At 47.1% G+C, this 13830-nt stretch carries 10 protein-coding genes and 1 pseudogene; 9 read left to right on the plus strand and 2 right to left on the minus strand.

Features of this window, described 5'->3' with window-relative positions:
* The 9 genes and pseudogenes from E5358_RS15150 to E5358_RS13835 all read left to right on the plus strand — a co-directional run.
* Positions 1-194 (plus strand): annotated as a pseudogene (locus tag E5358_RS15150) (hypothetical protein); the annotation flags it as partial.
* Between the two features lie 453 nt (positions 195-647).
* Entirely contained in the window at positions 648-2081 is a 1434-nt protein-coding gene (locus E5358_RS13800) for an OmpP1/FadL family transporter (RefSeq protein WP_277821319.1), read from the plus strand.
* A gap of 553 nt (positions 2082-2634) precedes the next feature.
* The gene (locus E5358_RS13805) at positions 2635-3447 is read left to right on the plus strand and encodes an ABC transporter ATP-binding protein (RefSeq protein ID WP_135940762.1); all 813 of its coding nucleotides are present in this window, start codon (positions 2635-2637) and stop codon (positions 3445-3447) included.
* A gap of 181 nt (positions 3448-3628) precedes the next feature.
* Positions 3629-4378, plus strand: a complete 750-nt coding sequence (locus E5358_RS13810; protein WP_135940763.1) for a GIN domain-containing protein — start codon at positions 3629-3631, stop codon at positions 4376-4378.
* Between the two features lie 11 nt (positions 4379-4389).
* The gene (locus E5358_RS13815) at positions 4390-5211 is read left to right on the plus strand and encodes a hypothetical protein (protein ID WP_135940764.1); all 822 of its coding nucleotides are present in this window, start codon (positions 4390-4392) and stop codon (positions 5209-5211) included.
* Between the two features lie 155 nt (positions 5212-5366).
* Positions 5367-6104 (plus strand): head GIN domain-containing protein, encoded by a 738-nt coding sequence (locus tag E5358_RS13820; protein WP_135940765.1) that lies wholly within the window; start codon positions 5367-5369, stop codon positions 6102-6104.
* A gap of 30 nt (positions 6105-6134) precedes the next feature.
* Complete coding sequence (locus tag E5358_RS13825; protein ID WP_135940766.1) at positions 6135-6956, plus strand: hypothetical protein; 822 nt, start codon at positions 6135-6137, stop codon at positions 6954-6956.
* A gap of 4 nt (positions 6957-6960) precedes the next feature.
* Positions 6961-7374: a GntR family transcriptional regulator gene (locus tag E5358_RS13830; protein WP_135940767.1), complete on the plus strand. Its 414-nt coding sequence runs from the start codon at positions 6961-6963 to the stop codon at positions 7372-7374.
* A 118-nt stretch (positions 7375-7492) separates the two neighbouring features.
* On the plus strand, positions 7493-9670 hold the full coding sequence (locus tag E5358_RS13835) for a TonB-dependent receptor domain-containing protein (protein ID WP_168354688.1): 2178 nt from the start codon (positions 7493-7495) through the stop codon (positions 9668-9670).
* 871 nt (positions 9671-10541) lie between these two features.
* Here E5358_RS13835 and E5358_RS13840 read toward each other — a convergent pair.
* Both E5358_RS13840 and E5358_RS13845 read right to left on the minus strand, forming a co-directional pair.
* The gene (locus E5358_RS13840; protein WP_135940769.1) at positions 10542-10736 is read right to left on the minus strand and encodes a hypothetical protein; all 195 of its coding nucleotides are present in this window, start codon (positions 10734-10736) and stop codon (positions 10542-10544) included.
* A gap of 20 nt (positions 10737-10756) precedes the next feature.
* Positions 10757-13486 carry a hypothetical protein gene (locus E5358_RS13845; protein ID WP_135940770.1) on the minus strand — a complete coding sequence of 910 codons (2730 nt, stop codon included), beginning with the start codon at positions 13484-13486 and terminating at the stop codon, positions 10757-10759.
* Positions 13487-13830: the final 344 nt, after the last annotated feature.

Below are 13830 nucleotides of genomic sequence, written 5' to 3' on the forward strand. Positions count from 1 at the left end.
CAGAGGGGCGTATGGAAGGAAGAGCAGAAGGAATCGTTGAAGGTCGTGCAGAAGGAATCGTTGAAGGTCGCGCAGAAGGAATCATTGAAGGTCGCGCAGAGGCAATCCGCATGATGAAGCAGTCCGGAATGTCATCTGAACAGATAGCGAAGATAATGAATCTTTCGCTTGATGCTGTTAAAAGCATACATTGACAGCATCCTGTAATGGCAGAGATGTGCCACATGCTCCGTCTTTACCAACTATCGTCAAAGACATAAGCAATAATAGTGCTAATTGCGGATATAAACGTGATTAGCACTATTTTCTTATACTCCTATTTCTAATATATGTTGTCGGCAAAAAAAATAATCCGCATGCCATTTGTTTCTGTGCGTTCCCGCCATGTGATTCTCTTTGCAATAAGTGCTTATGTAGATTCATGCGGGTTCAGAAGATTGTCTTGTGGTTAACGGAAATGTACCGCCTTGCAGCGTGTTGTCACTATGATTCTTATTCGCTTAATAGTTGTTTGTAAAGATTTTGGTAGTGTTAATAAAATATAACTAAATATTATCTTTTATGGAAATATGGAACAAAATATGTAACTTTGCAACGAATTCAATTTGGTATTGTTAAGGTTTAAAGAATAATTCAATAAGTATTTTATGAAATTTATCAAAAAGGCTTGCCTTACACTCCTTTCAGTGGCAAGCGTAAGTGGTGCGTATGCCGGCGGTATGCTCACCAACACGAATCAGAACATCGCATTCCTCAGAAACCCTGCCCGTGAGGGTGCAATAGGTATTGACGGAGTCTATTCCAACCCGGCAGGTGTGGCATTCCTTAATGACGGCATGCATCTCTCCCTTAACTGGCAGGCGGCTTTCCAGACACGTACAGTCTTTACGACAAGCCCGTTCCTTGACCACACTCTCTCCGGCGAGAATAAGACAAAGCGTTACAAGGGTAATGCACAAGTGCCTTTCATACCATCCGTACAGGCTGCCTATAACACAGGAAAATGGTCTTTCCAGTTCAACTTCGCCATCTCCGGTGGCGGTGGCACATGTGAGTTTGACAAGGGACTTGGCTCTTTTGAGAGCACTCTTGGCGGTATGGCTACAAGTGTTGCCGGATTGATTAACCAATTCAATCAAATTCCAGGCATGGCTTTGCCTACTGTAAACAGTTATGACATGGAAGGCTACATGCAGGGTAAGCAGTACTATTTCGGCTTTACTCTCGGTACAGCCTACAAGGTTACAGACAATTTCTCTGTTTACGGTGGTATTCGTGCCCTTTATGGTACTGCGAAATATCAGGCAAGAATCTCCGACATCATTGTAAATGGCAACCAACATCTGAATCAGTATGTTGATGGTCTGACAGCCAAACTTGGACAGCTTGGGCAATTGGGTGTCACCCTTCCTCCTGCGGTAACGGAACAGCTCGCCGCCGTCAACGCATATAAAAACGGTGTTGACCTTGAGTCCGATCAGACAGGCTTCGGCATCTCCCCAATCATCGGTGTCGACTGGAAAATCGGCACATTGAACCTTGCCGGCAAGTATGAGTTCCGCACACGCATGTCCATGAAAAACAAGTCCAACCTTGCACAGGCAGGCATGATGTCAGCTGTAGAGCAATTTGTCGACGGCACTTCTGTCCGCGAGGACTCTCCGGCTTTGCTCGCCCTTGGCGCACAGTGGAGCGTGCTGCCTAACGTCCGCATCAATGCCGGCTACCACCATTTCTACGACAAGCAGTCAAAGAAGGCCGGCAACAAGCAGGAACTTCTCTCAGGCGGCACCAACGAGTATCTTGGCGGTGTGGAATGGAACACGACAGAAAAGGTGACAGTCTCTGCAGGCTTCCAGGTGACACGCTACGGACTCACCGACGCCTACATGTCCGACATCTCCTTTGTCACCAACTCCACCTCCTTCGGCTTCGGCTGCAAGTACAAGGTCAATGAGAACGTTTCCCTCCAGGCAGCATATTTCAAGACCTTCTACGACAAGTACAAGACTCAGGACGGCATGAACGAGTTCACACGCTCCAATGACGTCATCGGTGTGGGATGTGACATCGAGTTCTAATTAAAAAGACAGTGATTATTATTACCTGAAAATAATAGTCGGCGGCATTCCCGCCACAATACAAGTGCCTTGACAGCAGGCTTTCCGCCGCTTATGCAGCAAGCCATGTGGAGAGGCAGAATGAAAGGTGACCTTTCGGAAGACGGAAGGTCACCTTTTACTGTACGAAGTGCTACCTTTCATCATGCGAAAGGTGATACTTCGTTTTTTCGTACTTTTACCTTCGCAGACAGCAGGGTGGAGGCTGCTATGTAGGAAAGAAAGCAATGTCTTCCTTTGCTATGAAAAACGCTTATCTGATTATTATATAGGTGAAATCCTGCCCGTGATAGCTTAAAAACAACTTTTTTATGCCTTTTTGCAAAAAAACTCACGAAAAATTTGCAGATATTGGATATTTGACGTACCTTTGCGGTGTACTATTAGAGTAATACACCATAACAGATACTCAAAATCACTCCTGCCGAGTCCTGAGAATAAACGGTCACAGCGGTTTGCAGCGGTTCTGTTACAAAGAGAAAACAAAGAAAGAAAACATATAAATAACAAAGCTATGGAAATAAAAGTGCAGAATGTAAGTTTCAAGTACAAGGGTTCTAAGCGCCAGGTGCTCAGCAACATGTACCTTGAGTTGAAGGAGAACCGCATCTGCGGGCTTCTCGGCAAGAACGGAGTGGGCAAGTCCACACTCCTCTACCTTATCGCAGGACTTCTCCGTCCAACAAAGGGAATGGTCACAGTCGGCGACATGGAGAGCCAAAAGCGCTGTCCCGAGATGCTCAGCGAAGTGTTCTTCGTAAGCGAAGAGTTTGAGCTCCCTTCTGTCCGCCTTGCCGACTATGTTAAGATGAATGCACCGTTCTACCCACGTTTCTCACAGGAACTCCTTGAAAAGTGCCTTGCAGAGTTCGGTCTGGAGTACGACCTGAAACTCTCGGAGCTGTCCATGGGTCAGAAGAAGAAAGTGTTCATGAGTTTCGCTTTGGCGACAAGGACAAAGATACTCCTCATGGACGAGCCGACAAACGGTCTTGACATCCCTTCCAAGGCACAGTTCCGTAAGGCAGTTTCCGCCTCAATGAGCGACGACCGCACAATCATTATATCCACCCATCAGGTGCATGATGTGGAGCAGTTGCTTGACCATGTCATCATCATGTCCAACGAAGGCATCCTCCTTGACAACACTACTCAGGAGATTTGCGACAAGTATGTCTTCGAAACTCGTCTGCCGCAGGACATGGACGACGTCATCTACGGCGAGCCGTCCCTGCAGGGAAACCTCGTCATGGCTCATCGCGGCGACCGTCCGGAGACACCTCTGAACCTTGAAATTCTCTTCAATGCCACGACGCAAGGCAAGTGATTACTCGGTCACAAACCGGTGAACAGTGAAAGGAACCGCGTTAGCGGTGACAAGAAAGTAGCTGTGGTTGCAATCCACGACTGCCATCTTCAACCACTACGCGGTTATCCTCGCAGTGACTTGCAAACTCGGATATAAAGCTAAAGTTGCCATATTTTACAAATCAATTATACGGAAAGCAATGAAAATAAAGTTATTTGCCATGGCTGCAGTGGCAGTGTTCACATTGTCAGCATGCTCACTCCGCTTTTCAACCAATAAGGAGGAAAACGGCAAAATTATAGAGAAGACCTTCGGCATCAAGGACTTCAACAGCCTGGAATTAGGTGGTTATGCCAAGGTCTGCTACACCGTGAGCGACACATTCTCTGTCCGTGTCAGCACTGCGGAGGGCGACATGAAGAAACTGAAAGTGGAAAAGAGTGACAGCACCTTGCTGATTGGCAATGTCCCTGATGTGGACATAAGCAGCAGAATCTGGCGATTAAACAATAAGACTTGTAATGAGCGCAAGGTGTACATCACCGCCCCTTATCTCAAGAATATAAACGTTGCGGGCGCAGTCGACATCATCTGCAACGACACTATCGTCACTGAGGATTTCTGTGTGAGTATATCCGGTGCGGGAAAAGCACATTTCGCTTGTGTGAAAGCCCATGATGTAATCCTGGCAATATCCGGTGCGGCAAGCATGACGGCCGACATTCAGGAGGCAGCGTGGACGGAACTGGGCATGGCAGGAGCCGGAACCATGGACATCGGTTTCCACGATTGCGTTGAGTCACGTGCACAAGTTGCCGGTGTGGGAAGCATCAAGCTCCGTGGCGTTCTTGGCACTCTCCGGCAGGAGGTGGCGGGAATAGGCAAGATAAATACCGATGAGCTCACGCTTACGGGCAAGAAATACAGTAGCAAAGACGATAAAGAATAGGAGGAAAAAATATGAAAACAAGCAGACTTTTACAGCTCGTGCGCTGGAACATTATGACCCGAAAGGGCAAAATCGTGCGCGGTTTCTTTGGTGGAGTGATAGGCACCCTTTTTGCGGCGGTGTGTGCCAACGGTCTCTTGTTTGGCAAACATTTTGCAGGACATGGCACTTATGAGTCCATGGCGGCAATGCTTCTTGTTGTACTGGCTGTGATAATGCTGAAATATGCCACACAAATCAGCTTCAACAACTCCACAAAAACGGGCTTCATCAGCTACGCCATGATTCCTGCCACAAACCTTGAAAAGTTTCTTGCCAGTTGGATTTATGTCACTTTTGTCCTTGGTGCGCTCTTGATTGCAAGTTTTGTTGTCGGCGATTTCGCACAAATGGCAGTGACAATGGTGAGATATGGCAAGGCTTCCTCACTAACATGGGCTGTGTTGCACACATTATATAATATGCTGCATGTAGAGTCTGCGGAGAGTTTGCTTGGCATTGCACTGGGAGTTTATTCGGCAATATCAATCCATGGCAAGTTCATCTTCGGCGGTACACTGTTCCGTAAGCATCAGTTCATCTACACATGTATCCTCTTGGTCATTGTGATTCCCTTTGTCTTGTCCTTGTTGTTAGGTGGCTTGGTGTATCTCGGGAAAACATGGCTGGACAGTACAGACACAGTCATCATCATCGAATGGTATGTGGGGGAGACCTTCGTGAAATGGGCGGTTCTCGCCATCGGAACAGTGGTTGTCAGCCTCTTCTATTGGCTTTCCTATCGCCTCTTCTGCCGTTCTCAGATTATCAACAACCGCATGTTCAACATTTAAGAAAAGGAACCGCTACGCGGTTTCACGTACAGAGTCTTACTGAATCAGATGTGAAACTAAAGATACAATCTTCAACCGCTATGCGGTTAAGTCCACAGACAATTCTTGCTTGGATTTTGTCTTGTGGTTTTAGAATGAAATAATTATCAAAAACAATGAAAGCAATGAAAATGAATATACCAGTAATAGCTGCTGTGGCAGTGCTTACCTTTGCAGCTTGCTCTGTCCGCATAGTTGATAATAAAGAGTTGAATGGAGAAATGGTGGAAAAGACCTTCGATATTAAGGATTTCAACCGTTTGAAAATCAGCACTTACTGTGATGTCTATTATGCCGTAGGGGACAGTTTCTCTGTCCGCGTGAAGACTTCGGAGGGACTCATGAAGGATCTTATCATGGAAAACAAGGACAGCATGCTTCGAATCAGTCGTGTAGATGGGTCAAAAAACATGAGAGTATGGAGGATAAACCAAACGAAATCCGGAAATCAGAAAATCTATATCACTGCTCCGTACCTTAAAGAAATAAAAGTGAATGGTTCGGCAGGCTTTATCTGCAAGGACACCATCTGTACAGAGGACTTCTGTGTGCGTATAGCCGGTTCAGGAGATGTGAAGCTCGCCGGAGTAAGGGCAAACAGCGTGGAATTCGACATGGCAGGTTCCGGTGACATAAAGGCCGGTCTGCAGAATGTGGAATGGAGCGGATTCAAAATCGCCGGGTCAGGAGATATGGACATTAATTTCCAGGATTGTGGTGAGGCATCTGTCAGCATTGCCGGCTCGGGAGATGTGAAGCTCAAAGGAACTCTCGGAACTTTCACACAAAGCGTTGCCGGTTCAGGAGACATAGAGACAAAGGAATTGCAGCTGACAGGCAAGAAAAGACAATAGTAAATGAACAAAACAAACAGAAAGACAGTTATGAAAACAGATAGACTTTTACAAGTAGTGTGCTGGAATGTCATAGGCAGAAAAGGAGAACTCCTGCGCACTTTCATCGGCGGAATTATAGGTATGTTCTTTGCAATGAGCATAACTAATGGATTTTGGTTCTCGGATGAGGCTGCCGACCGTGGCGAAGTGTCGTCCATGACAGTGCTAATGCTCATCTGCATCAGCGTGATAATGCTTAAATATGCTACCGGAGTGAGTTTCAACACAAAGACAAAGACCGCATTCCTGAACTATGCAATGCTCCCTGCCACTAACCTGGAGAAATACGCAGCCAACTGGATTTATGTCACTTTTGTGCTCGGTGGGACTTCTATTGCAGGACTCATCGTCGGTGACGGAGTACAGAGGATTGTCTCAGAAATCGTCTATGGCACAAGTTCCTCTGTCACATGGAGCGCATTAGGAATACTGGCGGATACCTTGGAGATAAAAGCCTTGGGCGTGATATGGGGTGTTGTGGCTTTCGTCTTCGGACTTATCGCGGCACACGCGGCCTTTATTCTTGGCGGCACACTGTTCCGCAAGCACCAGTTCATCCTTACTTGTGTCCTTTGGTGGATAGTCGTTCCGTTTGCCACAGGCACATTATTTACCGGTGCAGGATGGCTCGTCCATTCTATTCTTGACGCCAACGACTGTGGACTTGAGATAGAATGGTATGTAGGAGAGGACTTTGCAAAGTGCGTAGTGCTGCTTGCTGAGCTTGCGTTCATCAGCTTCTGCTACTGGTATTCCTTCCGTCTCTTCAGCCGCAGTCAGATTATAAACAACCGTTTCTTCAACAAATAAGCTTATGGAAATGTTCAATAAAGACCGCCCCATATACCTGCAGATATCCGACAGAATATGTGACGAGATACTCTCCGGTGTCTATGCCGAAGACCGGCGCATACCGTCGGTGCGCGACTATGCCACACTGATGCAGGTGAACATCAACACTGTCATGAAGACTTACGAGGAACTGTCACGCTCGGAAATCATCTACCAGCGCCGTGGCATGGGCTATTTCGTCACCGCCGGTGCAAAGAGCGCAATCCAACGGCAGCGCAAGGAGACCTTCATCCATAAGACTCTCGCGGAGATGTTCCGCCAGATGCCCCTCCTCGGCATCTCCATCGACGATGTCGTCAAGGAGTATCACGCCTCGCAGAAGCCGAAAACAAATGGGGGGGGGAGCACGAGGCAACCCGATGTCTCCGGCAGTTAATGTCTTCACAGTGCCGTGAATGAAGCCTGAAAAGTCATCAACCTTACAACACAGACATACAAGCACAACAACACAAACACATTCATTTTCCATTTACACAATACAAACATTACGAACAATGAAGACAAAATCACTCATAACAGCAGGACTTCTCCTTTCCATAACAGCCACCGCACAGGAGCAGACGGCAGCCCTCGACAGCATCTACAAAGAGGCGGAACTCAGTGCGGTGGTGGTGAAAGGCACGGCACCGAAGACAAAACTCAAGGGCAACTCCATGCTCACAAAGATTGAAGGCTCGGTACTCTCCCAGTCGGGCACACTGGAAGAGATGCTCGCGAAGGTTCCGGGCATGACGAAAAACGGCGATGACCTCGAGGTCATAGGCAAAGGACAGCCGGTTTATTACATCAACGGGCGCAAGGTGCAGGACATCAACGAGTTCAAGACCATACGCTCGGAGGAGATTCTCGACGTCGATGTCATCCACAATCCCGGCGCACAGTACGACGCCACGGTGACGGCCGTAGTGCGCATACGCACCAAGAAACGTCAGGGAGAAGGCTTCGGATTCAACGCTTTCGCCGATGGCAACTACGATGTTCAGAACGAAACATTCACCCCTTCGTCAACAGTGAAGGTCAACTACCGCCACAATTCCGTTGACGTTTTCGGCAAACTGAACTATTGGCAGTGGCGGAACGAGTACACGCAGACCCTCCGCCAGGACAGTTACTATAAAGCGGCAACCGTCTCACAAGAAGGAGACACATATAATAACACCAACTATTACGGTCTGAGCTATAACGTTGGTTTCAACTGGCAGATAGCCGACAACCATTCCGTCGGTATGCGCATAGACATGAAAAGTCAGCTTTACGGCACTTCATGGAATGCTCTTGATGAGGACATTCTTACGAATAATGTCGTCACGGAGCATATCTTCTCCAACTCGGCAGAGAAAGAAAACGAACCATTCAACTGGTCTGCCAACGCTTACTACAACGGAAAGGTGGGCAAACTGGGCATCGACTGGAACGTAGACCTCTACCGCAACAAGACAACCAGTACCACCGCACAGCTCGAAGAGCTTGAGACAGAGGCTGAAAACATCGCCACTGAGAAGATGAACAAGAACCGTATGTTCGCCACAAAGCTCGTCTTCTCTTACCCTGTGTGGAAAGGTGAACTGAATGTCGGCACGGAGATGTCCTTCGTCAACCGCGATTCAAAGTACACCATCACAAAGACCACCGTCCCATCCTCCGAGATGAAGGTCAGCGACAAGAATCTTGCGGCCTTCGTGGAGTATGGTTTCCAAATTCCGAAGGTAGGTTCTGCCAGTGTCGGACTGCGCTATGAGCATGTCGGTTTTGACTATACGGACTGCCTTGACTCCAAGAACAACATGACACGCTATACCGATGATTTCTTCCCTTCAGCATCGTTCTCCACACAGCTCGGCCCTGTCCAGGCGGCACTCTCTTACAGCATGAAGACTAAACGCCCATGGTATGGCACGCTTTCCGATGCCGTTACCTACATGAACCGCTACTGCATGGTTACCGGTGACCCTAAGCTGAAGAACTCCACCAAGCAGGATCTCGGCGCGAACTTCCGCTGGAAATGGCTGAATCTTGCTTTGCAGTACATACATCAGAAGAACGTCATCACACAATGGTCATACGTCGGAGGCATGGAAGGCACACCGGCAGAAGGACTTGACGAGGGAGTTATCCTCCTGAAGCATGTCAACCTGAAAGACCCTTACAAGCAGTTGTCAGCCTTCATTACCGCCATGCCTACCTTCGGATGCTACACGCCAAACTGGACGGTGGGCTTTATGAAACCCTCATTGAAGCAACTCCTCGCCGACCCTCGTGAGGAAAGTGGCATGCGGTTGGTGGAAAAGACAAAGCCATTCTGGTTCGGACAGCTTAACAATGCTTTCCGCCTGAAGCACTCATGGCAGCTGGAGCTCAACGGTATGGTGATGTCAAAGGGCGACCAGATGAACATGTCGCTCACCAAAGCGATGTGGTCAATGGATGCAGCGGTGCAAAAATGCTGGCTGAAGGACGATGCCCTGAGCCTGCGCTTCAAGTTTGCCGACATCTTCCATACGGGTTCAAAGATGTATGCGGCAATGGATTGCGGCTACTACACGCTCACGCTTGACACCCGTAACAGCCGTCAGTGCATAAGCATGTCGCTCCGCTATGTGTTCAATGCCGCCAAGTCAAAGTACAAAGGCACGGGCGCAGGCTCCGGTGCAGTGTCGCGCATGGGCAAATAGCCTGACTGTTTCTTTACCGGGCACATACATCAGCGTATGCTGCTCAGCGTGCAAGCTGACGCTGTAAAAGCACCGCAAGGAGTCAGCCTGAGGGTGTGTCAAAACTCAAACCGATGTTTTCAAAGGTTACAATTTGTAAGTTTAGTACTACAAACTACCGCTATGCGGTAGAGGCTGAATGTTCGATTGTTTAAGAATTGTTTCTTTTCTATATTGCAGAAACTGTACTTACAAATTGAAAGTTGGATTTTTGACAATGGTCATTTTGACACACCCTCCTCATGCCATAAATACGCCCATAACACTCCCCTTCAGTGTGAGGCACCGTCTTACGGTGCAGAATTACTTGCCCTGGGCCACCCTGCATGTTCGGCTGCGCCTCCATACAGGGTTAACGAAGAGTCACCGTTTCACGGTGCTTTTTATGGCATTTTTGATAGCATCAAATAACGCAAATTCATCGAACTCACGTTATTTTCCCTGACACCAATAAGAAAACTCATTGCGTTTTTCCCCTCCGTATTTCGCGTAAAGACAATCAAGGGACAGTGAGTGAAAAAATATCGCAGGAATTTATGCTTTTGCCATGTCGCTGTATGTCAGTGTATTACTGACGAATGCCGCAATCGTTGTACAAAAAAAGCACTGCAATTCGTTACCTTTCGCACGTTTTTGGTAATGAATCACAGTGCTTTTCCTATCCTTCCGCACTACAGACGGTAACCTTTCTCATGGTCAGCGGTAACCGTTTGCGGCATGAAAGGCGACGGCGGGCAATGCCAAGTGCCACCTTTCGTTTGTGAAAGCCTCGTTTCTTACTGTTATGATAAATAGAGAATAAGAAAACTCATGCCGTTTTTTTGCAGCCTTCTCAGAAGCCCTCTTCAAACGGACTGTCAGAGAACGGGTTCCCCCAATCGTCCTCGAACGTGTCCCCTTTGCTCATCTGACCTTCGTCATCATCAACTTCGCCCTGCTTGATCGTGCTTGAAATGATAGGCGCAAGGAGCTCCTCCATGTCCAAGGGAATTATGCTGATTTCAGGCTTGACATACTTCTTTTTCATTCTTTTTTGTTCCTCCTTTTTCATTTTATGATGATTTTCTTGTTGTTGTGGATGTATATGCCCTTTGTTGTCGGGCGTGCTATCTTCATGCCTTGCAGAGTGTAGTAGCTGTTGTCCGCTTCTGCAGAGGCTGCCTCAATGCTGCTGACGTCGGTGGCTCCACCGTCGAACACCATTCTCCAACCCTTGCTTGCCGCTGTCGGGCTGATGTTGCCCGGCACTTGCAGATAGGCGGTGTTGATGGAGCAGTCGCCTTCGCCCGGCTGGTAGAAGCCTATGGTTGCCGGCTTGTCGCTGCCGTTCCTCTTCTTGTAGCCGAAGAGATAGTTTGTGACAGTCTTTTCGGCATCATGAAGCGTGATGTGCTTGCGCTCTATCTGGCCCTTCAGCAGATTATTTTTAACATGCTTGTCTCTGCCATAGTTAGGCTCCTCGTAGTACTCCATGACAATATCCTCTGTAAGAAGTTTGTTGCCCTCCTCTTTGCCTGCATATTTCTTTGCAAGAATCACAGGCATGCCTGCAGGGAGAATCTGTCTGCCGTCAGCTGTCTTTTCGGCTGTGTATGGTGTGAGTACGGCTTCCATGTCCGCTTGTCTGGCTTCGGAGACATAGAAGATGGCTATATCTTCAGGGACAAGCACAGCATGGTAGTCACAGAACGACTTGAATGTGTCATACTCTGTTTTGTCTTCTATTTTGTCCGCATACGGACGATAGAATGTGTATGCGCGGTTGAGCAAGTAGTAAATCTTCTGAATGTCCTCATCCTGTCTGATGTACAGCCTTATGTAGTAATATCCCGAAGGCAGACCGAAATCACAAGTTATTACAAAGTCTGGGTTGTATGTAGTGCTTGAAGTGCTGCCGGTACGAAGATAGTTCACATATTGTGTGTCATGGTTGTTATTGTCGTTATCATTGGTAGCCAAACCGTAGACATTCATCTCGTCGGAGCAGTATACTCCATTTTTATCCTTTATAACCAAAGACTTTGGAGACACTCGGTCGCCCATGAATATTGTTTTGGTGAAGTCCTTGTTGTAGACAAACAAGAATGGCTCTCCTGCTTTTATATATATAGGCTGTTCTTTCTTTGCCAGCATTCCTTCCGTTGTCTCTCCGGCATCCGGCTTACCATGGTAAGTGTAGTTGCGTGAGTCTCGGTTATAGTACATTCGCAGTGCATGTTTAGTCTGGTGGTCAGCGTCTGCTATGCTCCAACCCTCAGTGTCTGCATCGTTGCTCTCTTCTTCTGTGGCGGTGACAGCCGGTCCCATGATATACATGCCTTTGTTGAACACAAGGTTATATGTCGATGTGGTTATGTTCATTGAGAACGTGTAGGATGTATAGCTGTCGTCCACCTGTGGGTTAAGAGCCTGCTGAGTGTATAGCGTTGCATCAGCTCGTCTTGTTGTCAAACCACCATGAAGGGCTGTGCCGTCAAGACCATAGGAGTCGTCCTTGTAAATCCATTGCACTTGTGGGCGTATGGCTTTGCCCCATGCTACATTAATGTCGTAATTGCCCCAGTTCTTTATATCCTCTGCAGCGAACACTGCAAGATAGAGTTGGTTCCAGCCTTCAGCCGGTTTTGGGATAGTGACTCTGAACAGTATGCTGTCGGCGCTACTCTTGATGTCCTCTGTCGGGTCAAGATACTCTATGCCACCCTTGAACCAGCTCTTTCTCATTTCGCGTCTGCCGTCAATTTCATTAGGCTTGATGTCTATGTCTGCTGCAGCTTTCTTGAAGTTGCCCACAAGATAGTAGCCATTTTCATCAATCTCTCTTCTTCCAAGGTTCTTGTCGTTGACGATAATCTCAAGAGTGCGTTTGTTCTGTGAGTTTGGTTGGGTATTGATAAAGAACGTATAGGACTGTCCTGTACCACGTTTCAGTTTGAATACTCCTTTGTGGTCATTTGCACAGTCGTACGCTTCATGGTTCAGGATATTACCGCGCAGGTTGTCCGTGCCTGGTTTGTCTTTGCCCAGTTCGTAGGTTTCTTGGTATGCCTTGTACACAACCTTGCCATCGCCCCTCTGAATCCAATACTCGATTTCGTCCAGATTCTTATCAATCAAGAAATCACGGAAATTGAAAGTCTGGTATTCTCCTAATTCCAGTCCGCCACCTCGTTGGCGTGACGGTGAGAAACGGAAACTCTCACACAGGAGGGATTCCGGATTAACAGGATTTTTAGTAAGTTGCGGACTTACAAAGTAATATGCATCATCAAAGACAGCGCCGGGCGCAACCTCTGTTCCTTTGACAGTGACATACCAATATTGATGGTCACCTCTAATGTTGTTGAAAGTCAATGTCAGAGTACATTTGTTGTATTTCTCTCGGAGTGCATTGATGTTCAATGTGAATTTTTGGTCGCCTGCTGTTGAGCACAAATATTTTTGTGTTCCGGTGAAATCAGTTATGTCAGAGGTCGGATTATTCGTTGGGTCTGTGGCATAATACCCAAGGTGGTATTCATTGCCATTGTTGTCTGTCACCTTGAATGTGAGGTCAATATTGTCCACATCCTTATAGTTTGAAAAGGTGATTTCCCTGTAGAATGTGTCTGTTGCGCCACGTTTCTTTGTGAATGCTTTTCCATTAGCAGTTTCGTTTGTAGAAACGGATGTGGCAGATTTGTAGTTGTCTGTAGAATCGTCGGCAAGCATTTCGGCAGGGAAGGCGAATGCTGCAAGCAGGACAATGAGTCTGCACAAAAGAGATACTTTTTTCATGCCTGATTTTTTTTGAAGTTAGTCAATATTTATGGTTTATAGTGTGATTAATAATTTCTCTCAAATAGCATGAGTTCTGAAACGCGCTGTAAAGGTAATATTTTTTTTAGAAAAAATGGGGGGGGGTAAAATGGTATAAACAGGTGTTTTGGGAGGACAATCGTTTGTCCAAAATGATTGTTTTTTTCAAAGATAATTTAAGGTGGGAGCTGCTTTTATGGGTTGTTCTTTTGTCTCCGGCAAGCATGTTTGTCTTTCCATACAAGGGGTGTAATAGAAATGTAAACTTGATTTTGGCATGTCAGGCAAGATGTTCTCCATGACTTTGGGAGGGTGCAAAATGT

The organism is Palleniella muris, from assembly GCF_004792655.1.
Taxonomy (GTDB): Bacteria; Bacteroidota; Bacteroidia; order Bacteroidales; family Bacteroidaceae; genus Prevotella; species Prevotella muris_A.

Bases quoted from the DNA above. Each gene is read 5' to 3' on its own strand.
- E5358_RS13810 (WP_135940763.1), top strand. From the start codon at position 3,629: ATGAAAATAAAGTTATTTGCCATGGCTGCAGTGGCAGTGTTCACATTG.
- E5358_RS13805 (WP_135940762.1), top strand. From the start codon at position 2,635: ATGGAAATAAAAGTGCAGAATGTAAGTTTCAAGTACAAGGGTTCTAAG.
- E5358_RS13815 (WP_135940764.1), top strand. From the start codon at position 4,390: ATGAAAACAAGCAGACTTTTACAGCTCGTGCGCTGGAACATTATGACC.
- E5358_RS13820 (WP_135940765.1), top strand. From the start codon at position 5,367: ATGAAAGCAATGAAAATGAATATACCAGTAATAGCTGCTGTGGCAGTG.
- E5358_RS13840 (WP_135940769.1), bottom strand. From the start codon at position 10,736: ATGAAAAAGAAGTATGTCAAGCCTGAAATCAGCATAATTCCCTTGGAC.
- E5358_RS13800 (WP_277821319.1), top strand. From the start codon at position 648: ATGAAATTTATCAAAAAGGCTTGCCTTACACTCCTTTCAGTGGCAAGC.
- E5358_RS13845 (WP_135940770.1), bottom strand. From the start codon at position 13,486: ATGAAAAAAGTATCTCTTTTGTGCAGACTCATTGTCCTGCTTGCAGCA.
- E5358_RS13825 (WP_135940766.1), top strand. From the start codon at position 6,135: ATGAAAACAGATAGACTTTTACAAGTAGTGTGCTGGAATGTCATAGGC.
- E5358_RS13835 (WP_168354688.1), top strand. From the start codon at position 7,493: ATGAAGACAAAATCACTCATAACAGCAGGACTTCTCCTTTCCATAACA.
- E5358_RS13830 (WP_135940767.1), top strand. From the start codon at position 6,961: ATGGAAATGTTCAATAAAGACCGCCCCATATACCTGCAGATATCCGAC.